This window comes from Leptothoe sp. PORK10 BA2 (assembly GCF_034932105.1).
Taxonomy (GTDB): Bacteria; Cyanobacteriota; Cyanobacteriia; order Phormidesmidales; family Phormidesmidaceae; genus Leptothoe.
The window spans coordinates 36,632-60,464 of record NZ_JAYGIG010000116.1; the positions used below are offsets into that span (position 1 = coordinate 36,632).

At 48.5% G+C, this 23,833-nt stretch carries 13 protein-coding genes; 6 read left to right on the forward strand and 7 right to left on the reverse strand.

What is annotated here, in order from left to right; all coding sequences use genetic code 11:
• The first annotated feature begins 46 nt into the window (after positions 1–46).
• The 4 genes from VB741_RS16705 (at position 47) to VB741_RS16720 (ending at position 7,872) form a co-directional block, all read left to right on the forward strand.
• On the forward strand, positions 47–1,648 hold the full coding sequence (locus VB741_RS16705) for a glycosyltransferase family 39 protein (protein WP_323366323.1): 1,602 nt from the start codon (positions 47–49) through the stop codon (positions 1,646–1,648).
• Between the two features lie 210 nt (positions 1,649–1,858).
• A complete protein-coding gene (locus tag VB741_RS16710; protein ID WP_323366324.1) occupies positions 1,859–2,923 on the forward strand; it encodes a hypothetical protein in 1,065 nt (354 codons plus the stop codon).
• A 1,129-nt stretch (positions 2,924–4,052) separates the two neighbouring features.
• On the forward strand, positions 4,053–6,488 hold the full coding sequence (locus tag VB741_RS16715; RefSeq protein ID WP_323366325.1) for a phosphoketolase family protein: 2,436 nt from the start codon (positions 4,053–4,055) through the stop codon (positions 6,486–6,488).
• Positions 6,489–6,606: 118 nt separating this feature from the next.
• The gene (locus VB741_RS16720; protein WP_323366326.1) at positions 6,607–7,872 is read left to right on the forward strand and encodes an acetate kinase; all 1,266 of its coding nucleotides are present in this window, start codon (positions 6,607–6,609) and stop codon (positions 7,870–7,872) included.
• Here VB741_RS16720 and glsA read toward each other — a convergent pair.
• The 7 genes from glsA to VB741_RS16755 form a co-directional block, all read right to left on the reverse strand.
• On the reverse strand, positions 7,840–8,790 hold the full coding sequence (gene glsA / locus VB741_RS16725; RefSeq protein ID WP_323366327.1) for a glutaminase A: 951 nt from the start codon (positions 8,788–8,790) through the stop codon (positions 7,840–7,842). The genes VB741_RS16720 and glsA overlap by 33 nt on opposite strands.
• Before the next feature lie 141 nt (positions 8,791–8,931).
• Positions 8,932–10,683 (reverse strand): ShlB/FhaC/HecB family hemolysin secretion/activation protein, encoded by a 1,752-nt coding sequence (locus tag VB741_RS16730; RefSeq protein WP_323366328.1) that lies wholly within the window; start codon positions 10,681–10,683, stop codon positions 8,932–8,934.
• Between the two features lie 276 nt (positions 10,684–10,959).
• A complete protein-coding gene (locus VB741_RS16735) occupies positions 10,960–12,378 on the reverse strand; it encodes a sensor histidine kinase (protein ID WP_323366329.1) in 1,419 nt (472 codons plus the stop codon).
• A complete protein-coding gene (locus tag VB741_RS16740) occupies positions 12,375–15,110 on the reverse strand; it encodes a CHASE2 domain-containing protein (protein WP_323366330.1) in 2,736 nt (911 codons plus the stop codon). Before VB741_RS16740 ends, VB741_RS16735 begins: the two co-directional genes overlap by 4 nt.
• Before the next feature lie 225 nt (positions 15,111–15,335).
• Positions 15,336–16,307 carry a DUF928 domain-containing protein gene (locus tag VB741_RS16745; protein ID WP_323366331.1) on the reverse strand — a complete coding sequence of 324 codons (972 nt, stop codon included), beginning with the start codon at positions 16,305–16,307 and terminating at the stop codon, positions 15,336–15,338.
• A 318-nt stretch (positions 16,308–16,625) separates the two neighbouring features.
• The gene (locus VB741_RS16750) at positions 16,626–19,214 is read right to left on the reverse strand and encodes a CHAT domain-containing protein (protein ID WP_323366332.1); all 2,589 of its coding nucleotides are present in this window, start codon (positions 19,212–19,214) and stop codon (positions 16,626–16,628) included.
• A gap of 85 nt (positions 19,215–19,299) precedes the next feature.
• On the reverse strand, positions 19,300–21,975 hold the full coding sequence (locus VB741_RS16755) for an S-layer family protein (RefSeq protein ID WP_323366333.1): 2,676 nt from the start codon (positions 21,973–21,975) through the stop codon (positions 19,300–19,302).
• A gap of 204 nt (positions 21,976–22,179) precedes the next feature.
• On the opposite strand from VB741_RS16755, the gene VB741_RS16760 reads away from it, so the two are divergent.
• The gene (locus tag VB741_RS16760; RefSeq protein ID WP_323366334.1) at positions 22,180–22,941 is read left to right on the forward strand and encodes an ABC transporter ATP-binding protein; all 762 of its coding nucleotides are present in this window, start codon (positions 22,180–22,182) and stop codon (positions 22,939–22,941) included.
• A gap of 108 nt (positions 22,942–23,049) precedes the next feature.
• Positions 23,050–23,823 carry an ABC transporter permease gene (locus VB741_RS16765; protein ID WP_323366335.1) on the forward strand — a complete coding sequence of 258 codons (774 nt, stop codon included), beginning with the start codon at positions 23,050–23,052 and terminating at the stop codon, positions 23,821–23,823.
• Positions 23,824–23,833 lie beyond the last annotated feature (10 nt).

The following is a 23,833-nucleotide window of genomic DNA, read 5'->3' on the forward strand; positions in this document are numbered from 1 at the left end:
TAATAACTTGATTATTAATGGTTGCAGCCAACTGCATAACTAAGCCGTGGTTAGCTCTCGTTCGATTGCAGCAGTTAAAAAGCGATTACAAATTTTGTTGATTGTCTGTTTGCTAGTGGGCATCGGCCTACGCTGCACCAATGTTGCCCATAAAGTTTACTGGCACGACGAAGTGTTTACCACTATTCGGGTGCTGGGACATTCTGGCCCCAACCTTGAACAACAATTAATTCAGGAGACCGTGGTGGTGTCCGCGGCCGATCTACAGGCATTTCAGCAGTTTCCCCAGCCTAGGCGTTGGAGCGATACCTGGGCCGCCCTGGTGGATCATCCTGAACATCCACCGTTGTTTTACCTGTTAGAGCGACTGTGGGTAGGAGTTTTTTCCCCTTCAGTTACCTCGTTTCGAGCCTTGGCGGTGGTGTTTGGCCTAGGGCTATTGCCCTTGACCTATTGGATGTCTCAGCAGCTATGGCAAGATCGCTGGGCCAGCGTGATTGCCACCTGTTTAATGGCCCTTTCTCCGGTCCAGTTACTCTATGCTCAAGAAGCTCGGGAGTATAGCTTATGGACCTGTTTGATTCTGTTGAGCAGTGGCTGTTTACTAGGAGCAATGCGGAGTTCTGTCCGATATTCTAGCGATGCTGTGGTGGTGCGTTCTCCCCGGGAGAGGGCCCTGCGCCAGTGGGGGCTCTACAGTGCGGGACTGACGCTGATGCTATACACTACGCTCCTAAGTGTTTTGGTGGTGATCGCCCATGGACTCTATGTGTTGATCAGTGGTTCTCGTCAACATTGGCAACGGTGGGCCATAGCGTTGGGGGGGGCGCTGGTGCTCTTTTCTCCTTGGATGTTTGTCATTCTGAACAACCAGGCCAATCTAAATTCAGCCACTGAGTGGACGTCATTTCGTCAGCCCCTGGGGCAGCTGATTCAGTTTTGGGGACTGCATCTTAGCTCAGCGGTGATTGATCTAGGATTGCCTCTGGAAACCCTGTATACCTATCTCGTGCCGCTTGGCGTTTTGGCATTGTTGTTGGTTGGCCTGTGGCAGTTGTTATTGGTGACTCCCCCGACCACCCTGGCTTTTTGTATTGTGCTGCTGATGGTGCCTGGGTTAGGGCTGATTATACCTGACTTGATCAATGGTGGGCAGTTATCGATCAGCACCCGTTACTTTATGCCGTCATTGCTGATGGTGACGGTCATCCTAGCCGGATGGCTGCGACAGCTAGTACTTTCGGATCGGGGTGTTTATCGCTTTTGGGGCCAGGGAATTTTGGCGATCCTGTTGGCGGTGGGGTTGGTGTCTGGAACCCTCAGCGCCGCGTCATTTACTTGGTGGAATAAGAACATTAGCTATCACGTCAACACCATGGGTGAGGTGATTCGTCGAGCCGAGCGTCCTTTGGTGATGGCTGAAATTGATCCAACAGGGTTGGGAAATACTATTTCCCTAAGCTATGCGGTGGCTCCTGATACTGCATTTATGTTGTTTAAGTCTGACAAAATGCCTGAGATTCCTACAGGCTATAGCGATTACTTTATTGCCAATGCGAATGGAGAGCTTTTAGATGCGATCGCATCTAAAACCGGTCGATCCACTGTCTTGGCTGGTGGAGACTATCCCCTATGGCGACTAGATTAGCAGTGGGGTAGAGAATGAATTTTGCGTAAACTCGGACCACCCAATTTGAAAAATGGACTATATTAAGACTTGTTTCTAACCAAAACAGTCGCTTTACCGTAAGAGCATCAGCAGGTTTCAACTAGGGTTTGACTCCATCCGTTGGCTTACCTTCTGCTCCGTTTCCAATGCTGAGTACCTTTAAAGCACTTTAAGGCTGCACAATTTCCTATGGTGAACCGCTTCCAGACATCCGAACTCCCTATTTCTGAGCATCTGGTTAACGTTTGGACCGCTCGTTACCTATCTAACAGTGTCATTTATTCCCACAACAGCTCCCCTGGCAACACGGCTAATCCCAGCTCCTATGCCCTAGAGGACTTCGCTTCAGCCCAGGGACGACGCCAGACCTGTGGGAGCTTTAGTGGCTATGTAACTCAGCAATCTTGTAAACGAGCTGCCCTTAGAACAAAGGAGTTGTATACCAACCACGCAGACTTAGACCTCACGAATGTGGCTGATTTAGCCAAGTTTTCCATCGAGGTTTATCCGGTGCTCTTGAGTTTTTATCAAGCCCACACACCGATTGTTGTAACTACCCAGGTCAGTCAACCAACTCTACGTAATCAGCAGACAAAAGTTTTTGCCATTCCCGAGATTACTAAGTTAGCCCAGACACTGGACCCATTTTTATCTGCATTCAAAACCCAGCATGCCATTGATACTGACTGGCAAACGCGGAGTTTTCTTTCCACCCAGCTTAACCTAGGTAATGGACTGTTGCTTGAAACCCTGAGCATTGCAGAAAAAATATTGCTGGCACCCTATTTCTACTTTCTAGAAGAATATGCGGCCATTCCCTGGTCGCAGTTCTTTGCCACCGTTGCAAACCATGAACCAGCATCGCCAACCTTGAGAGTGGTGGAGCGACTTTTACCCAAAGTGACAGAGATATCCCATGCGGTTTATGATCAATGGAGTCGTCTGTTTAAGCTCTATTACAGCCGTCGGGGGTCGTTGGATAATCCAGCTGTGAAGCATTCTTCAGTCAGAGACTTTAGCATGTTTCAGGTTTATCTATGGCTGTGTGTATTGCAAGGTAATCTAGGAGCCATGGAGCGGGAGCTACTGGTTTTATCGCGCCTGATGTACGGAGGCATAGGTATTCCCTGGGAGATGACGGTTAAAGGCACTAAGCTGTTGGCGAAGGAGATAATCGATGCTCTGGAACCCCATGAGCAAGCCTTAGTCTCTCCCTATACTGACGGGATGGTTCAGCTTTTTGCAAGTCAGTAACATTCTCTTTGAGAAGACCTTACATTGCTAATCAACTAGAAGCATGTTTCTCAGAGTTTAAATCACAACATTTGGCGTCAGAAAATTGGTTGGTTCAATGTTTTTTGACGACTCAAATTAACATGACGACTACTTCTCCGTTGGCTGTTTTAGATCCTGTGGAACGAGCCATGATCAAGCCCTATGATGAATGCTTTTCTGGAAGCAGGCTGACCTATTGATCGCTATAGGCGATTATATGGGTGAACTATGGGTACAAAGCAAGATTACGGTGGCACGAGAGTGGGTTTGATCTGTGTGGGCCGGTCACATTGTGTGGGACCGGCCCATAATGTTGATTCGTGGCTGTAGTCTCGATTACTTTCTGTAAATGAACGCTCATCATAGCATTTGGTATTAAAAGAGACTGCTTTTATCACTAATGTAAGTGTATCGCTGCACACTTTCGAAAAGTGGATAGGAACAGACCCTAGGATAAATTTTGGGGATATTAAATCATTGAAAAGCCTAATGGGTAACCATATTTATAGCTATACTCGATAATTCAAAGCGCCTCTCCTCCTGATAAACATTGATTTCCCATCACATCTAAGTTCAGCCAATGAATAGTATTAAACGTATTCATAAGCTAAAAACCAGATCAATTTTAAGAGGTTGAACTAAGATAAAGAAAGAGTTAGTCAATCTTCTCAGATTTTACTAGGGAGAGGTTCGATGGTGTTCATTCGTCATAGGATTGTCCAATGTCATACCCCAAAGAGCCTCAGTTCAAAGGCTCTTGAGACTTTATTCCTTGTGTATTACTAGCTAGTTTTTGGTTCATAAACCACTTCTTTTTGGGCTTTTATTAGATTCGTTGCGATACAAGCATCAATTACATTTAAGAACTTGGTCAATCATAGAGTCCAAACATTTCTTGAAAATCTAAATCCACTGTTATCGAAGGGATAGAGCTATGTTGTTTCCTCTATTCCCAAAACCTCTATCAAGTCTGAGTTCCTGCTAATTAACATGGATTTTAAAGACTCAACTTTGGAATTCTAAAAGAAGTAAAAGAGAATTTTAGAAATATCCAAATACCAGATCTGAAGCACTTATTGGTTGATTCACTTTAAGAAGGAGTGTCATTATGGTTCAGGCCCCGATTCAATCAACGGTTTCCCCCTCCTTTGTCCTGACAGACGATGAAATTTTCGCCATAGATGCTTACTGGCGAGCGTGTAATTACCTTGCTGTCGGCATGATTTATCTGCGTGACAACCCCCTGCTCAAAACACCTCTCAAAGCAGAACACATTAAGCACCGTTTGCTAGGGCACTGGGGAGCATCTCCCGCCCTTAGCTTTATCTACATTCACTGCAATCGACTAATTAAAAAGTTTGATCTAGACATGATATTTGTCGCTGGGCCCGGTCATGGCGCCCCTGGCGTACTAGGACCCGTTTATTTAGAGGGAACTTACTCAGAATTCTATCCTGACAAAAGTGAAGATGCTGAAGGGATGCAGCTCTTTTTTAAGCAGTTTTCTTTTCCTGGCTTTATTGGTAGTCATGTGACACCTGAAACGCCGGGATCAATCCACGAAGGGGGTGAATTAGGCTACAGTGTTGCCCATGCCTACGGTGCTGTGTTAGATAACCCGGACCTAATTGTCACCTGTGTTGTGGGCGATGGTGAAGCAGAGACTGGCCCCCTGGCTACAGCTTGGCATTCCAATAAGTTTATTAACCCTGCCCGTGACGGAGCTGTACTACCGGTTTTGAACCTGAATGGTTATAAAATTGCCAATCCCACCATTCTGGCTCGTATTTCCCATGAGGAGCTGGAGTGTTTATTCCGAGGTTATGGCTATATTCCCTACTTTGTTGAGGGCCGAGATCCTAAAGAGATGCACCAGCGGATGGCCTCAACAATGGAAGAGTGTATCCTGAAAATCCGAGAAATTCAGCAAGCAGCTCGAGCGGGGGGTAAGATTGAGCGCCCCCGGTGGCCCATGATCGTGCTGCGTACGCCCAAGGGCTGGACTGGTCCAGTTGAAGTGGATGGGAAAAAGGTCGAAGCCTTTTGGCGGTCTCACCAGGTACCCATAGGGGGCATGCACGACAATGCCGATCACCTGCGCCAGCTAGAAGTATGGATGCGTAGCTACAAGCCTGAGGAACTGTTTGATCAGACGGGAGCCTTAATACCAGAACTTAAAGCACTGGCTCCAACGGGGAACCGTCGCATGGGGGCTAATCCCCACGCTAACGGTGGGTTACTACGTAAGGCCCTGAAGATGCCTGATTTCCGTGACTACGCCATTGAGATGACGCACCGTGGCACCGAAGAGTTCGAAAATACTAAGGCGCTAGGCCTGTTGATGCGAGACATCATGCGCAATAACCCCAATAATTTTCGCTTAATGGGGCCAGATGAAACGGCCTCTAACCGCCTGCAAGACGTCTACCAAGTGACTAAAAAGGTGTGGATGGCAGACATCTACCCTGAAGATGAGGGGGGCACTGAACTGTCCCGCGATGGTCGGGTGATGGAGATGCTTAGTGAGCACACCCTACAGGGCTGGCTAGAGGCCTATTTGCTTACCGGACGTCATGGTCTTTTCCATACCTATGAAGCCTTTGCCCATGTTGTGGACTCCATGTTCAACCAACATGCTAAATGGCTCGATATCTCTCGTAACCATGTGCCCTGGCGACAGTCGGTATCTTCCCTAAATATTTTGCTGTCATCCCTAGTGTGGCGACAGGACCACAACGGTTTTAGCCATCAAGATCCTGGCTATGTGGATTTGGTCACCAATAAAAGCCCTGATGTGGTGAGGGTTTACTTTCCGCCGGATGCTAACTGTTTACTGTCCGTGGCCGATCATTGCTTCCGCAGTGTGGATTACATCAATGTAATCATTGCAGATAAACAAAATCATCTACAGTATCTGCCCATGGCTGAGGCTATTGTCCATTGTACTAAGGGCATTGGTATTTGGGCCTGGGCCAGTAACGATGCCAGTAATAATGATTCTGGCACAGCCCTTAATGAACCAGATGTGGTGATGGCGTCCTGTGGAGATATTCCTACCATGGAGTCGTTGGCGGCTACCTCAATCTTGCGGGAAGAATTTCCTGAGTTGAAGGTGCGTTTTATTAATGTTGTGGATTTGTTTAAGTTGGTGTCAGCAGGGGAGCACCCCCACGGTCTATCAGATTGGGATTTTGATACGCTGTTTACATCGGACAAGCCAGTGATCTTTAACTTCCACGGTTATCCCTGGCTAATTCATAAACTGGTTTACCGCCGCTCTAACCAAGACCGCATCCATGTGCGGGGTTACAAGGAGAAGGGTAATATCAACACGCCACTGGAGTTGGCAATTAACAATGAGGTAGATCGCTTCAACTTGGTGATTGATGTGATTAATCGAGTGCCTAAGCTGGGGGCTGCTGCAGGCCATGTAAAAGAACGTATGAAAAATCACATTATCGAATGTCTTGCCTATGCCCATGAGCATGGTCGAGATGATGATGCGATTGTCGACTGGACATGGCCCTACAAAACTGAGGGCTAGGATCTAGGGTCTTCAGCGCTCGCCTTTGGTGTGAATTCTGTGCGCCAAAGGCGAGTGCCGAACTTGTGCGCCAAACTATAGTTTCGCACTGAGGTAGTGGAACAGAACTTGTATCCCTATGAAAATTCTCGTCCTTAATGCCGGCTCTAGCAGCCACAAGCTCTGTCTGTATATCTTAGATAATGGTTTGCCCAAGCAGGCACCGACGCCTGCTTGGGCAGCACAGATTGATTGGTATCCTGACCAAGCTGCCCTAACGGTCGAGGCCCAGACCGGTGTATCCTTGAATCGCACATTAGAGTTTACCTCACGTCGAGAAATTCTCTCCAAGACGCTGAGTACCCTATGGCAGGGGGCAACCCAAGTGCTCCATAACCCAGATGAGATTGACATCGTTGGCCACCGGGTTGTCCATGGTGGTCAGATTTATCAAGCTAGCACCGTTGTTACCCCTGGAGTAAAAGCAGACATTGAGCGGTTGCGCCAGTTAGCCCCAAACCACAATCCGGCCAACCTTGAAGGTATTGAACTGATGGAAGAGCTGCTGGGAGAAGTGCCCCAAGTAGCGGTATTCGATACGGCTTTCCATAGTTCTATGCCCGATGTCGCAGCAGTTTATCCTGGCCCCTACGCCTGGGTGCAGCAGGGTATTCGTCGCTACGGGTTCCACGGCATTAGTCATCAGTACTGCAGTCAGCGAGCGGCTCAAATTTTGAGTCGTGATGATCTACGCCTCATCATCTGCCATCTGGGTAATGGGGGTTCCCTGTGTGCCGTACACCATGGTCGCAGTATTGACACCACCATGGGGTTTACTCCCCTAGATGGATTGATGATGGGCACCCGTTCGGGAGCTGTTGATCCCGGCATTTTGATTTATCTGATGCGGCAAGGATACAGCGTCGATCAGTTAGACCACCTGCTCAATCAAGAATCTGGTCTCAAGGGTATTTCTGGGATCTCCCATGATCTACGTCAGATTAGACAGGCTATTGCTGTTGGAAATCAACAGGCTCAACTGGCCCAAGATATTTATCTTCACCGCCTCAAAGCCATGATTGGCAGTATGCTGATGGCTTTAGGTGGCGTAGATGCCATCGTTTTTACCGGTGGGATTGGGGAACATGCAGTATCGATCAGGGCCACTACATGTGAAGCAATGAACTTTTTAGGTTTAACCCTGGACCATAGTCAAAATGCCAACAATCCGATCGATCAGGATGTTGCCACCGCCGATTCTAAAATTCGAGTGTTGGTCATCCATACCCAGGAAGATTGGGCCATTGCCCAAGACTGTTGGCGCTATCTACAGAAGCATCAGACCATTGAAGCAAGAAGTATTGACGACGGATCAAATACAAAAATTGCATCGTCCCAGGGATAGGTCAAACATGTGCAGGTTATATTCCTGGGACAGGGCCTCAAACACCTGCAACCCCCTCACGCTGTTGCCATTGGCATCAATTGGTGGCGAAAAAGTAGCAATGCCTGCTTTTCCTGGAATCACCGCTAGAATACCGCCAGACACGCCACTTTTGGCCGGAATTCCCACCCGATAGGCCCATTCCCCAGCTCGGTTATACATGCCACAGGTGTACATAATACTCAGGATGTCCCGCACATAGTCTTCATTCACCGCCTGAACCTGGGTAATGGGATTTTTGCCGCGGTTGGCGAGGGTTGCGGCCATGGTGGCTAGATCGCCGTTGGTGACCATGACGGAACATTGTTGAAAATATAAATCGAGGGCGGCATCAATATCTTTGTCAATCATGCCAAAATTGAGCATGAGATGGGCCATGGCCCGATTGCGATGGCCCGTGATTCGTTCTGACATAAACGTGGGCATATCGATAAACACATCCTGCCCGGTATAGCGCTTAAACATTTTTAATAGGCGGTGGAGCCTCTCGGTGGAGCCATCGCCTTTAAGTAGGCTGGTGGTGGCAATGGCCCCCGCATTAATCATCGGGTTATAGGGGCGGTGGGAGCCTTCATCTAAACGGATGATGGAGTTAAATGGATCACCAGTGGGTTCTACGCCCACTTTTTCTAATAAGACCTCACGGCCATGATCCTCTAGAGCTAAGCCATAGGAAAAGATTTTAGAAATTGATTGGATCGTAAATTTCTGAGCTGTATCACCGACGTTAAATACCTGGCCATCGATGGTAACAACACTAATGCCAAACCAGTCTGGGTTAGCCTTCGATAACTCAGGGATATAGGAGGCCACCTGGCCCTCATCCATTGGCCCATAGGTGTGGTGCAGTTTTTCAATAAAGGCCTGTAATTGCGTCATAATTGATGGTTACCCAACGCCTGCTCGATAGCATCATAACGCTGGAAGTAGTCTTGGCAGATCGGATTCTCAGGTTTACTAGAGAACAATCCCATCAGATCATCCAGGACGTTCTGCACCACTAATGACATTTTAAGGGCATTAAAACGGGGTGTATTGGACTGAAAAATGTAGCCCACTGTCCTGCAGACCACCATCATCCGTCTCCAGATCCACCAAGGGGATGCCCCAGTCTAACCGAGCTGAAAAGTTGTTGCTTTGCTGCCACAGGAGACCAAAACCAGTGCCCACTAGGGTGTCTGGCCCAGGATTGTCGCCATTGTGATTCCACACGGTGCCCACATCAATAAAAGGTGTGACCTGTAATACTCCATCCAGTTCAGGCACCCTGGCGATGGGCCAGCGCAACTCCGCTGAGAGCATGGCTCCACTATCTCTTCGCAGGGCATCCTGGCGATAGCCGCGAATGCTTTGCCCCCCGCCGAGGCTAAATTCCTCCTGGGAGAGTAGATCATCCGCTGCGATCTGTATATCTCCCCGCAGGAAAAATAGCTGATCGGCTTTGCCTAAAAGCTTTACCCACTGCCCCTGACCACGCCAGGAAAAGAATTGACTATCGGGGCCATCGTCATTGACGGTGGCATTCAGCAGGTCTAAGCCGAGGTTAAACTGCGATCGCAACGCAAACACATGGCTCCGACTCCGCTGGGTCCATTCCTGGGAAAACCGCAACGCACTGATGCGGGTCCGACCATTCTCATCCGCTCCGGGGGAAAGGGGAAACGGACCAATGTCATCGAGTCCTAAGCGGGTCTGGCTAGACTGATGGGACAGGACAAGCCCCAGGGCAGCGGCCTGGGTAGTAGTTTCAATCAGGGGTCGGTGATAGCCCAGCTCATAATAAACACTGTCAGAAGAAATATCCAACACCGAAAAATCAGAATTAATCACCCGGCTGTCGGCGTAGCCAGCGCTAATCCGGAGGGTGTCATTGTTGGGACTCACCGGTAGCGTATAGCTAAAATCCACCCCATCGCTACCTTCGGTATGTTTATAGTTCACCGTGATGCGGTCACCGATGCCCAAAAGGTTACCTTCATCCACCCCGAGGGCGACCTGGGTGCCACCAATATTGGGGGAGCGATCATTGGCTAGACCAGTGGTGACGGCAAAGGAATCAGCCTCAACCACATCCACCACCAGCAGGCTAGTGCCCGGCTCTACCCCCGCCTGCAAATCCGCCGACACCGTTTCAATCAGTGGATTTAACTGTAGTCGCTGTAATGCTGCTAAAAGCGTTTCGACATGGAGGGGGGGCTGGGCTCCTAAACCGATGCGGCTGCGAATATAGGCCGAGTCTAAACGTCGATTGCCTTTAACAACAATATCCTCCAGCCGACCCTCTATGATTTGAATAGTCACAGTATCATCAATCACCGTCTGGGGAGGGATCAGCGCCCCCGATGTGACATAGCCTGCGTCTACGTAAAGCTGGGTGATAGCCGAGCGCAGCTGTAAAAGGTCATTAAAACTAATCTGGCGATTGCGATATTGATCCAGTAATTCAGCTAAATCCTCTTCGTCAAAAATGGTACTTCCTATCACCTCAATATTCGCCACATAAAATGCGGCGTCTCCCTCACCGACTCCATCCTCTGGTAACAGTGGCTCATCAGGGGAAAGGAGAAGTTCATCGGGAGAGGGCAAGGATGGTGGCAAGGGTTCATCCGGCAAGGGTATCTCTGGCCGATTATCGGGGGGGAGCGGCGAAGACTGCGCCATGAGAGCGCTTACAGACATTAGGCCCATGGCTGGATAAACCAGCAAAAAGCCACATTGCCCTAGACCAACCAATAACTTTGCAAATACATAGGATTCATCTATCAATGCCATAATTTTGACTAATATTCCACACGGCCAAGTTGGAAACGATAAGCTGTCCCAGGATGCCCCTAAATTCAGAAAAACCTAACTTTTTCAGCGGTATAAGTACGTAATGACGCGGTCTAGGATAACAGAAAAGCCGTATCAACACATTTCTTCACATAATGTGTAATATTGTCGACCAACGGCGGCAAGTAGGAGATTGTATGCCAAAAGTCTCCAGCAAGAACGATGGCTGAGCAGATGGGGGAATGAGTTGGCGGGAAGTCATGTAGCCGCAAAGACTTAATGTCTGGTGTCCATTGGCAAATCCGTTACAGTTTGAATCGGCAGCGTAATGGTAAAAGAGGTTCCTTTGCCTAGGGTAGATGCCACCTCAATAGACCCACGGTGCTTGTCAACTATAATTTGTTGCACAATGGTCAACCCTAACCCCGTCCCCCGTCCCACCTCTTTAGTGGTAAATAAATAGTCAAAAATACGTGCTCTAACCGACTCATCAATACCGGCACCGTTATCCTCAATCTTAATCACAATGTTTGCCCCATCTGCCGCTAAACCAGTGCTAACAGTTATGACATTTGAACTAGCTTGGAGCGATTCAAAGCTCGATGACTGACTAACGTCATCGAGAGTATCAATCGCATTGGCCAACAGATTCATAAAAACCTGATTGAGCTGGCCAGCAAAGCAGGCAATTTCTGGAATATCTTGATAATGTTTCAGAACTGTGATTTCTGGTCTATTTTCATTTGCCTTGAGCCGATGCTTTAAAATCAGCAACGTACTGTCAAGACCATCACGCACATCAAACAACACCTTGTGTTCTTTATCTGCCCGTGAAAATGTGCGAAGACTATCGCTAATATTGTAAATACGCTCCATGGCCGTGGACCAAGAAGACAAAATCTTTTCTAAATCTTGACTTAAAAAATCCAAATCAATGGCATTAATTTGGTTCTGAATGGCTTGTCCGGGATCTGGGAAAGTCTTTTGGTATGATTTAACCAACCCTAACAGCTCCTGAATATACTCCCGGAGGGGTTCTAAATTACCTTGCAAAAAACTAATGGGATTATTCAGTTCATGGGCTACGCCTGCCACCAAATTTCCCAATGCCGACATTTTTTCGCTTTGCACTAGCTGTAGCTGAGTCTGTTGCAATTGTTCTAAAGAATGTGATAACTCAGCCGTACGTTGCTCAACTCTATGTTCAAGTTCTTGGGCTAATTGTTGCAGCCGAGATTCCGCCGCAGTTTTCTCAGCAATCTCCTGGGTTAGCAATTCATTCTTTTCTGCTAACTCTTGCGCTAGAAATTTCAAATGTAAATGAAGTTTGACGCGGGCGATAACTTCTTTTTGTTGAAAGGGTTTAGTGATATAGTCCACAGCTCCCATCTCTAAACCACGCACCTTATATTCAGCATCCGAGAGGGCGGTCATAAAAATAATCGGTATTGCCTGGGTGTTGCCATGGGCTTTTAGCCTTTGGCAGGTCTCAAAACCATCAATACCTGGCATCATTACATCCAACAAAATCAGGCTGGGTTGAGCATATTGAGCCTGTTCAATAGCCGATACTCCATCGGTAGCAACCAGCATCGTCCAACCATGGCCTTTAAGGGTGTCAGACAGTACTTTTAAGTTTGTGGGATTGTCATCCACTAGCAATATTCGGACTGGCTGATCAAAGGAACTAGTCATAGGGATTTTTGGGATTTTCGCAATGAAGCATGGGCCTGTAACAGTTGCTTGATTTCGGCAATCTGAAAATTTGCAGCCAGTGCCTGCAATGAATTGACCAGCTGTTGTGATTGAGCATCGGCCACTACAATTGTCTCGAGCTTAGTTTCGATGTCCTGAATATTCCCCATCATCGCCCAGTGGTAAAGCTCATCCAATATAGTATCAGCTATTAAAACAGGTGTATCCGTCATTAAATTAATGGGTGGATTTAGGTCAATTTCAGCATGATTAACATCGTTTTGATCGTATAGCCACTCAAGCTGAAGGAGTGTTTCCAAAGCTTTGGCTAGGTTTTTTAAATCAATGGGTTTAGGCAAAAAGACATTAGCTCCAGCGGCTAAACTTTGTTGACGATCCGTTTCAAAAGCACTAGCACTAATCACAATGGTGGGGGTATCTTTAATCCCTTCTGTCTGCCGTAGCCGCTGAAGCAACTCAATGCCATTGAGTGTGGGCATGACTAAGTCAGTAATAATCAGATCTGACTGATATTGTGCGGCCCACTCTAAACCAGCCAGCCCATCCTTGGTACTATGGACATGAAATCCTATGGAGCCGAGAAAATCTAATAGCAGTTTAGAATCTTCTGCACTGTCGTCGATGACTAAAATACTGGGAGTTTTCTCTTTGATGCCAACAATTATTTGGTCTGAGGGTATCGGACGAGAGCTATGGCCATATTCCAGCACAGGAATTTCCAAATCCATCCAAAATAGGCTGCCCTCTCCAAGGGTGCTGCGTACTTGGATTTGACTACCGATTAAATTGACAATTTGTTGGCTAATGGCTAAGCCTAAACCTGTGCCCTCTGACTTACGCTGACGATTACCAACCTGTTCAAATGGGTTGAAAATTCGTTCCAATTGGTGTTCAGCAATGCCCATTCCCGTATCTTTAACCGATATGCGCAATCGACAACAGGGGTTTGGCTGAGAGAGTCCATTCGATGGATTCTGTTCTAGCCGCTTCACACTAAAAGTTATGCTACCTTGATCGGTGAATTTTACCGCGTTGCCAATTAGGTTAATTAAGACTTGACGAAAGCGTTTTTCGTCAAGCTTCACTATCTGAGGTAGAGAATTATCAAAGTCAAGATTTAAAGCCAGGCCTTTGGCATTAGCCCGCATCTGGCACATCTCAGCCACCCCCAACAGTAAGGGTTCCAGCACAACATCTTGGGGAAACAGTTCCAGCTTACGGGCTTCAATTTTAGCCAGGTCCAAAACATCATTGATCAGTGTGAGCAGATGATCACCACATTGATGAATAACTGATACTTTATTGTGTTCGTCGTCATTTAATGTGCGTGAGTTTTGCAAAATTTGGGCATATCCTAAAATGCCATTCAGGGGGGTGCGCAGCTCATGGCTCATGTTAGCTAAAAACTCACTTTTGGCCTGATTAGCACTATCGGCCGCCTGTTTTGCTTGGGCCAACTCTTGGGTGCGCTCTTGTACCCTGGTCTCCAGGGTAAGGGTATAGTCTAAAAGTTGTTGGTTAGAAAATTCTAACTGCTGATTGGTTAGCTTTAATCGATGTTTTTTAAAGCAGCTGGTGGTTGCGATCGCACTTCCCACCAAGGCCACCATAGGTGGCACCACAGGGACTACCCACCCCATCAACAAGCTGACATAGCCTCCCCCCAGCAGCACCACAGCAGCCGTGCCGGTAACAAAACTAGGCATTAACAGCCACCGTTTCCGACGGTTTTCCTGATGGTTATGATTTTCCAAACACCAATTAGCCACGGTCCCAAACAAGGTCCATAGGATAATCCATCCCCATTGATACTCCCAGGTCCAGCCCTTTAATACAGGCTGCTGTCCCAGAGCAGTACTCAACACATAGCTGGTAATGTTGGCATGGACGAATACACCCGCCATACGTTGGTCTGTGGGCCTCAAACCACCACTGTAGGGCGTGGCGAAAAAGTCCTTGGTACTGACGGCGCTAGACCCAATATAGACAATGCGATCGCGCATCAAATTGTCAGGAATCTCACCTGCCAGCACATCCCTAATGGAAATTTGCGGATAACGGTGCTCCGGACCATACCAACCCATTAAAATTTGATAGCCCCCCAGGGCATCATTAGCATAGCCCGCCGCCCGCCGCACCATCGGCAGAAACAGCGCCTGGCCCAACCGATACTTTTGCCGGTCAGGGTTTACAGATTCGAGGACAATGCCGTCCTGCTCCAAATAATCCAGGGCAACCTGAGTACCCAAACCCGTTTTAATCGTAGAGGTCCGCTGATCTTCAGCAACGATTAAAATACGCCGGATGTTTTGATCGTTGTCTAACAAAAGATCAGCAACAGCAACTTGGCCAGTGTCTGCCAAAACCGGAGGAGGGGCTACCTGTGGATTAGTCACCGTTTCAACGCCAATCAGTTGGGGTGTGGTTTCAAACACCTCCAATAATTGTTGGTGGCCCGGTTCTTCCGGTAAATCCCGATAAAGATCTACCCCAATCACCCGAGGCTTTTGTGCCCGAATCTCAGTCAATGCCTGGGCCAGCGTTTCATCCGTAATTGGCCAATTACCTAATGCCTGAATATCAGACTCATCAATGGTGACTACCACTATCCGCTCATCAACAGGTGCTAACCCCCTACGACGAAAAAACTCATCACGGAGCGACCATTCCAGTAAGTTGAGTAGCCCAAACCCATTAGCAATAATCACCATAGCAGCCACACTAGGTACAACAAGCCAAACGGGTCTAGCTTGTTGAAGAAACTGTTTTATAGCAACTAAAAACACGTACTGACTACTCTATATGCAAATGATACCCATCTAAAAATACAAACTACCTAGGGACTTCCCAGCTAAGTCAGCCAGAAATAGAATCACCTGTACCATTTAAAAAAGCAGTTTAGAGGCATGCCTAACAACTCATTGAACGGGCTTTACTCAAAGGAAAGACTGCTCTATGAGCCCAGCTAAGCCCGCGGATGTCAGAAATTCAGCCCAATCAGCTGTCGTATCCCGTTGCGTCTGAGGATCGATGTGTAGCTCAGCCAACCGCTCAGCCGCATCGTACCAAATACCCGCCTGGGCCAATACTGTGGCCTGAGTTAAACCATCTTGAGCAGAAAAATCTGCTCGATCGATTACTGAGGCTACATCAACTCGCTTAATCCAGGCAGTCACATAGGGACTACCTGGGGTCATGTAATCCTCAGCTTGTAATGTTATGAACCATTGATAATATTCGCCAACAGTTAATTCCGGAGCATCTGCTGGCAGACTAATCTTTAAAATGCCAGCAGCTCCCTCCAAAGGAACTAATTGTTGATAAACCACTGATTGGCTCTCATCCTTCAGGGTAAAAATAGCCGTGTGAGCCCTTGTTTCCGGCAAATAAGCCATAATTGAAGGCCGGGCTGAAACAGTCAAACCATAGAGATCTGAAGGCACCACTGCCGTCATAACAGGGGCGTTGCCAGCCATAACCGGATCAATACCATCAGTATCGGCCAAAAGCAGGGTAATATCTCCAGCCCCCCCTTCCCGGGACCCTCCATTGGCCGATTGATTAGGCGTAGGGCTCTCGGGTGGTGGAGTAAAGCCAATACGAGACCCACCCCCTGTGGCCCTCTGGGGCATGGGATTCTCTGGTGGTGGAGTAAAGCCAATGCGAGACCCGCCCCCTGTGGCCCTCTGGGGCATGGGATTCTTGGGTGGTGGAGTAAAGCCAATACGAGACCCACCCCCTGTGGCCCTCTGGGGCGCAGTATTATCCCTCGGAGGAACAAAACTTACCCCCCGGCGGGATGCACCACCATCGCTTCGAGCAGGGGTTGCATTATCCTCTGGAGGGACAAACATCACGGCTGGGCTGGGCAATAGTGTGGCTAGCCACACCCCTAGGGAAGCAGACATAAATCCAACTAGATTGAGCCACAAGCCATGCTTCATAAAAATCAGCCTCACTAAACCCTAAGGAAACTTTTTGCATGCAGTAGCCAGGGACAAATAATGGAAAAATACCACCGCTGCTATGGGCATAAAACAAGCTTCTGCTAATTCTAGTAGAAAAACAATCAGCCAGTTCTCTTTAAATTAATTCACAACTTTATAGGGTTCAGCAGCCAGCAATCAGCCAATATTATTTTTATCTTGGTTTTTACCGTAGTTTTACGGAGATTTTTTTGCGAGCCTCTGAGGCCTGTTGCGTAATTTCACGGAAGTTTTTTGAGCTTAGAGCCAATTGCCAATGAGTACATAGGCTGACCAGAAAAAGGGATCAGCGAAGTCTTTACTGTTTAATAGCTCTAGTTGTGCCTGACGAAGAGCTTTCGCCTTAGTCATTCCAGCCTGTCCTAAGTTTGTATAAACATCCGTCATCAGCTGCTTGGCAACTTCATCCTTAACAGACCAAAGGGTGGCCAGTGTCGATCGGGCCCCCGAACGAACGGCTAATCCGGCCAAGCCGAGCCAAGCCCGATCATCCCCTGTGGCAGTTTCACAGGCACTCAGGGTTAGCAGCTCAATCGCCTCACTCTGATTCGTTTCTCTCTGTTTCAGCAATTCTGATAGCTCATTGATATTCATCGCCCCATCCCAGGTCAGAAAAAAGGTCTGGCTAAAGTCAGAACTAAACTGACCATGACTGGCCAGATGGAGTATGTTGACTCGCTGATCGCTCAAGCCGTTACGTAGAGCTTGACGCGTAAACTGCTGATCTAATAATCGGGAGGAAGGAAACAGCTTACTGATACTGTTTACTTCTTCTTTCACGGCAGGCAACGCCATAAAATTGCCCCGAGCTTGACTAATACCAGCCACAATAGCTCTAGTATTTTGCTGAGTTAAGGCCTTGGCTGGGAGCAACTGTAGGCCAGGGGATAGGGCAACAGCATATTTTTCTATTAGGTACCGCTGGCCATCGTGCAGAGCGGCCATGGGTAAATTGCGCAGTAACCCATCCAGCACAAATACTAAGGTTTGATCCGGCTGGAGCAGACCGGCCACTTCCGCCGGACGGATGAGCCAATCGTATAGGGTTTGAGCATAGTTTAACTGTTGCCGACGATCAGTAGATGGATGCAAACTAGCCAGAAAAGAACGGAGTGTGGTGTTTAAGGTGGCAGCTTCAATCGGGGTTTCGTACGCTTGCAGCGATTGATCTGGCTGAGAATAAATCACCGCTAGGCGATCATCTAGCACGATGGCGTAGATGACCGTAGCGTTGGGATCAATTTGATCAACTTTGTCACTCTCAAGGTCTATACAAGCGGCCCGAAAGAAATTATCTAATTCGGCTATTTGTAGGTTTTCTAAGACCACACGGGCTTTTTTGAGGGAATCCTGGCTCCCCTCTCGCAATAGCTGTGAAACAAGGTCTCGATAAACCGGCTCTACCTGTTCTCGATAGGAAAACTGCACGTCCTGGTTGATCGCCAACAGATCCCCCCGCAAACTCTGAAGCGCATCCACGGACTTCGTATAGGCATCAATCGATGGTTGTAATTTTCCCTGTTGCTCTAATAAATTTCCCAACTGCCAGGCTGCCTGGGAAATAATGTCTGCTGACTGGATTGATTCGGCCAGAGTCAGGGATTGTTGAGTCAGGGTAAGGGCGTCATGGGGTTGTTGGTTATGACGATAGAGTTGCCCTAGTTGATAGAGGGCGTAAGCCTCTGCTCGCTGATCGTTGAGCGTTTTTGCTGCGTTCACTCCCTGGACCAATAGCTGATTTATCTGAGTTTTGGCTAAAGGCTGATGCCCAGGGGGGAGTCGGGATAAACTGTGGGCAAAATTAACAACACTGTATACGGTCGTACGGCTGGCGGGTAATGTGGTGAGCTGCTTTTGAATTTGAGCCGTGAGCTGTGGAATGACTGTAGTATCTTCGAGATCAATTTCGAGATCAATATAGGTGGCCAGTTTATCCAAACGGGCCTGGAGCTGATCAAGGGGGTTGAGGGCAGCGTCCTCTGCCGCCTGAAAGTAGTCCAGCGCTGCTTGGGGTGACTCCACCCTGGTAGCCAGCTTACCTATGCTGAGGAAAATAGAACTCAGTTCGGGTTGAGCATCTAAATTAAGGGCTATTTCAAGGCTTTGGGCCAAGACGTCATAACTTTCCTGGGGTGAGCCAATGCGCTGTAGCACTTGTCCCAAACTGCGTAGAGCTGAAATTTTTAGCTCGTTATCGGGCATCGTATTCAGCTGTTGGGTCAGGGTTTGCAGTTGCTGCTCAGCTCGTCGATAAAAGCCCAGGGTTTGCCAGGCTTGGGTCTGGTTAATTTGTGCCCCCAAGGCTCCTACGGTATCACCCGCCTGACGATAGTAGGTCTCGGCTGCTTGCCAAAGCTCCAGGGCTGTTTGGGCCTGTCCGCCGTGGGTGAGCGCTAGATTAGCCTGGGTGTTAAGGGTTTGGGCCCACAGGATCGGTTCTGCCCGATCAGAGGTTTCCAGCAACGCTCGACTATGTTCAACCGCTTGATGAGCCTGGTCCCAGTGATTGAGCACTTGCTGGGCAGAGGCGATGCTATTCCAGCCCATGATCTGACGGACTAGATCTCCCTGTCGGGAAGCTTGCTGAACGGCCGTTTGCCACTGTTCAATGGCGGCGGCGAATTGTCCTGCCTGGTAATAGGTCCGTCCGGCTGCCAATGGATCGGTCCCTGGGGCAGCCTGCTCTGTGGCGGCTAGATCGGATGGGTCGGTAGTGGCTGGAGCCGGTAGAGAGAGGGGACCAAGTGCGATCGCAACCGCCATCAGAAGACCCAATCCCCCTATGGCTAAAAACCGTAGCCTTTTGAGTTGGAAAGGTAACCGCATCATCGTCTACCCCTTAACACACAATAAGAATCAACAGCAAGAATCGACAGCCAGTCCGTTTAACTACAGTTGCAATCTTCTCCCATGCCTAGTTGAGAGACCTGGCAGAGACAGCACAGGTAGCCGTGGCAACGGATGAAACAGCAGCAGCATCCTGGGCAACTAACTCAACTTGCCCATGCTCATTGGTATACCAGCCATAGGCCTCCGTCAACACCCGATCTGCTGGATGCCCAGATACCTCAGTATGGGAATTGTTCAGAAAAGGCGTGAGGTCACGAATATCGGTCCAGGTGCGATCGCGACTCATAATCTCCGTCGGATCCATAGGTACTCCCCCACGCCCTGTGGCAATAAATCGATTACTCCCACCCGTGCATTCCTGGGCAACCTGGTTACTGGCATCGGCCAAATTTGTCGGGAGTTCTACCAGTCCTGAATCCGTTTGTACATTAAAGTTATTGATGGCCACTGTCCCACTGAGACCAAACTCAGAACTCGCAGTAATGTCGTTGTTTGGGGTGAGTTGTTCACGGAATACCAACCCAAACAACCCCTCGGTCGTAATCTGAATATTACCACCACTCCCAAACTCTGCATTGGCAACAATATCACTATTCTCTAGACCAATCACTATTGGAGCCGTTAGGGTCATGTTTCCTCCCGTTGCCATACCAGTGGCACTGGTGATAATTTGACTATTCTGGCGTAGCACTATAAAGTCAGTTGCCGTAAGATTAAGATCCCCTTCACTACCGCCAGTCACCTTTGCCTGAAGCGTTCCATTGTCCAGGGAGAGTCTCCCAGTGGAAATCGTTAAGTTGCCAGCAGCCCCCCCGTTGAGACTATTGACGGATACGCTAGCCCCATCCCGAATCGTAATCTGATTACCAATGAGATTAACCGAACCGGCATCAGCGCTGGTCCTCGAACTTGACATAATCCCACTGTTAAACAGACCATCACTCGATTGTCCCGAAACATCAATTTCATCGGCACGAATGGTTACGGTTCCCGCATTACCCACACCATCGGTAGACGCTGTAATTTGGCCGCCGTTATAAACCGTTAAGCGGTTGGCTGCAATATCTAACGAGCCACCCTTACCCGTCGAACCCGTGACCGCATTGGCCACTAAACCACTGATCGCCCCTCCAAAATCGACGATTGGATCGGCTACTTCTATTTCTTCAGCTCGAATAGTAATACTCCCTCCATTGCCTTCTCCCACTGTGTTGACGGCAACTTTCCCCCCCTGCACAACGCTTAATCGAGGTGTGGTAATGCTCAAATTACCAGCGTTGCCAGTAGAGCCAGGTTCAGCGGAGGAAAACAAACCACTTGAAAAAGCCCCCTCTATAAATGTGTTAAATCCAGTGATTAACACGAAATCTGTCGCCACCACCACTAAATCACCAGAATCACCGCCTGCGCCTGTCAACGGGCCTGTGCCTATTTGGGCTCCGTCCCGTAGCACTAATGCCCCAACATTAAGTCTCAAATCACCACCATTTCCAGCATCAGGTCCTACTCCCAACGCATCATTAGTCAACCGCGCCGTACCCTGAACCATGAGTCGCTCAGCAGTAATTTCGATATTTCCGCCTTGCCCACGGTCAAAGGTACTTGAAGCCAGAACAGTTGCAGCTCCATTTCCGTCAGGATTCCCTAAGAGAAGAACCTCACTTGCGTTGATAGTCATCCCCCCATTAGCACCTTGAGCAAAGGTATCGGTGGTGATCAAAGCGGCTTGACTCAGCAATAACTGGTCTACCTCAATCACCAAATGGTTACCTAGACCCTCACCATAGACATCGACGAAGATAGCGCTAGTGTCAGGAAGAAACCTATTTGTACCCGTCACCTCTAACTGTTCAGACGCTCGGACGGTCACTATTCCACCATCAGTTGGTCCGAGGTTAGAGGCTTCCAACACGGCATTACCCAGTAACCTCACATTACGCCCCTGCACTTGGAATCTACCACCGCCATCGCCACTTACATTTGCATAGGTGCCTTGGTCCAGGGTAATATCTTGAAAAAAGGTTGTGTTGGTATAGTCTAACAAAAATGTATTAGGGTCCAAACCCACCTGACTACCTGGAGCCACACTACCCAGAGTCAATTCTCCTGCCGGAGCATTCAAAAAACTGCCCGTAAATTTAAGATCTCCTCCCAAGAAACCTAAAGACTCTCCTGCATTAACGACTAAGGCCCCTTCATTTACAGTAATTGGTTGAGCAACAGCGCCAAACTGTAACCCTACTGGCGTACTAACTGACAACAAAGGAGCTACGCCAGGAGCACGGCTGCTAAAACTCAGTCCATCATTAAATAGGACACTCTCCGCCGTACTGGCAAAAAATGATCCTGGCAACAACAAATTTGCATTAGTACCAAAGGTAATACCATGGGGGTTGATCAGAAATAAATCTGGATTATTACCACCAGTTAACGCTAACTGTCCATCAATCACAGAAGCATTAGCCCCTGTTACCCGACCAATGACGATCTCTACAGCATTTTGGCTACCATCCAGCTGAAACAGTACATCAGCTGTATTCGGTGAAAAGTCTTGAAAACTATGGAATAGCGTCGTCAGTTGCTGACTCCCGCCCGTAATGGTAAAGGGGCCACTGCCTGAAACGAGGGTCCCAACGCTGTCATCCGCGACGACATTCTGGCCATAGCTGGGTAGAGCTAATGCCCAAACACTGATGATTCCCAGCCAGCCCATAGGCCAGACAAACTTGCTATTGCTCATATCTACAGGCTATTACAACCTAGCAACTTACGCATCAGACCTATCATACTCATCGCTTAGTTAGTAAGCTCAGGTCAGACGGCTAGGTTGCACCCAGTTACTTACCATAGGTTTCTATGGGTAGCAAAGATAGCAATGAGGTCGCACCATAGCCAATACTCTAGTAAAGACTTACCCTAAATAAATACGTTTGATCACGGTGCCATGTCGGTCCCCCTCCTAGACCTCCAATCCATTGATAAAGTTTACCCAAATGGTACTGTCGCCCTTCAAGATATTAATCTAACCATATCCCCAGGGGAATTTATTAGCCTAGTGGGGCCATCGGGCTGTGGTAAAAGCACCGTCCTTCGATTGGTGGCTGGGTTGGGTGCTCCCACAGGTGGCACCATGGATTGGCCATGCCCGATTAATCAGCGTAATTTAGCCTTTGTGTTTCAAGATCCGGCCCTGATGCCCTGGGCCAATGTTGTTGATAATATTCATTTACCCCTGAAGCTCAAGGGGCAGTCATTGCGATCGGTCCGAGCCAAAATTCAAGAGGCGATTAATACTGTTGACCTCTGTGGATTTGAAAAAAGCTACCCTCGACAATTATCGGGGGGTATGAAAATGCGCGTATCCATTGCCCGAGCCCTAGTGACTAAACCCCAGGTATTGCTCATGGATGAACCCTTTGGAGCCTTGGATGAAATGACCCGCAGTCGTTTAAATAGCGACCTGCTACATCTATGGCAAAAAAGGCATTGGACCGTCTTATTTGTCACCCACAATATTTATGAAGCCGTTTATCTCTCCACTCGGGTAATCGTCATGGCCGCTCACCCAGGCAGGGTTGTGGCGGATGTTCCGATTGAAGTGACTGCTCCCAGGGAAAATTCGTTTCGCACATCGTCACAGTTTAATCATTATTGCCGCGAGATTATGGCAGTCCTGTCAAAGGAAGAAGGCGTTGGCGTTGGTTAAAGGACAAGGAAAGCAAGAAAAGAAACTGGAGGGTAGGTACGACCTACCCCAAAAAAGAGCATAGAAAAGGTATCCCAGGTGTTTGAAAAGAGAAAATCAGAAACATTTTTGAATTGGTTGGCTCCGACCCTGGTGGGAGTGGCCGCTGTGGCGGGGTGGGATATTTTTGTCCGGGTCACCAACAGTCCGCCCTATTTATTGCCAGGGCCAGGGCTAGTGCTGCAAACCCTGGTGGAAGAGTGGGGGGATTTGTTGCCATCGCTGGTGGTGACTATTCAGATTACGGTGGTGGCTTTTTTGGCCGCTGTGGTGTCGGGAGTACTGATTGCGATTTTGTTTGCCCAGAGTAAGTGGGTGGAGCGCAGTTTTTTCCCCTATGCGGTCATTTTGCAGACGACGCCGATTGTTGCGATCGCACCCCTCATCATCATCTGGCTGCAAAACAATACCTTCATGGCCCTAGTCGTATGCGCTTGGATCGTCGCCTTTTTTCCCATTGTGTCCAACACCACCCTGGGGCTCAACAGTGCCGACCACAACCTGCAAAATCTATTCGACATCTATGGTGCATCCCGCTGGCAAACCTTGATTCATTTGCGGTTACCCAGCGCCCTGCCCTATTTCCTAGGAGGGTTACGCATTAGCGGCGGCCTGGCCTTAATCGGGGCCGTAGTGGCTGAATTTGTGGCCGGGACCGGCGGCACTCGCTCCGGCATTGCCTATCAGATCCTGATTTCCAGCTTTAATCTCCAAATTCCCCGGATGTTTGCCGCATTGCTCATGACTACGGTGCTGGGTGTGGCGATCTTTGTTGGCCTAACGGTATTGTCCGATCGACTGTTGGCCCATTGGCATGAGAGTGCCGTCAGACGAGAAAATTAACCCCAAAAGA

What these genes read in the sequence shown, in the direction of transcription:
- VB741_RS16710 (WP_323366324.1), top strand. Translation starts at nt 1,859, where the DNA reads ATGGTGAACCGCTTCCAGACATCCGAACTCCCTATTTCTGAGCATCTG.
- VB741_RS16715 (WP_323366325.1), top strand. Translation starts at nt 4,053, where the DNA reads ATGGTTCAGGCCCCGATTCAATCAACGGTTTCCCCCTCCTTTGTCCTG.
- VB741_RS16720 (WP_323366326.1), top strand. Translation starts at nt 6,607, where the DNA reads ATGAAAATTCTCGTCCTTAATGCCGGCTCTAGCAGCCACAAGCTCTGT.
- glsA (WP_323366327.1), bottom strand. Translation starts at nt 8,790, where the DNA reads ATGACGCAATTACAGGCCTTTATTGAAAAACTGCACCACACCTATGGG.
- VB741_RS16730 (WP_323366328.1), bottom strand. Translation starts at nt 10,683, where the DNA reads ATGGCATTGATAGATGAATCCTATGTATTTGCAAAGTTATTGGTTGGT.
- VB741_RS16735 (WP_323366329.1), bottom strand. Translation starts at nt 12,378, where the DNA reads ATGACTAGTTCCTTTGATCAGCCAGTCCGAATATTGCTAGTGGATGAC.
- VB741_RS16740 (WP_323366330.1), bottom strand. Translation starts at nt 15,110, where the DNA reads ATGGTGATTATTGCTAATGGGTTTGGGCTACTCAACTTACTGGAATGG.
- VB741_RS16745 (WP_323366331.1), bottom strand. Translation starts at nt 16,307, where the DNA reads ATGTCTGCTTCCCTAGGGGTGTGGCTAGCCACACTATTGCCCAGCCCA.
- VB741_RS16750 (WP_323366332.1), bottom strand. Translation starts at nt 19,214, where the DNA reads ATGATGCGGTTACCTTTCCAACTCAAAAGGCTACGGTTTTTAGCCATA.
- VB741_RS16755 (WP_323366333.1), bottom strand. Translation starts at nt 21,975, where the DNA reads ATGAGCAATAGCAAGTTTGTCTGGCCTATGGGCTGGCTGGGAATCATC.
- VB741_RS16760 (WP_323366334.1), top strand. Translation starts at nt 22,180, where the DNA reads ATGTCGGTCCCCCTCCTAGACCTCCAATCCATTGATAAAGTTTACCCA.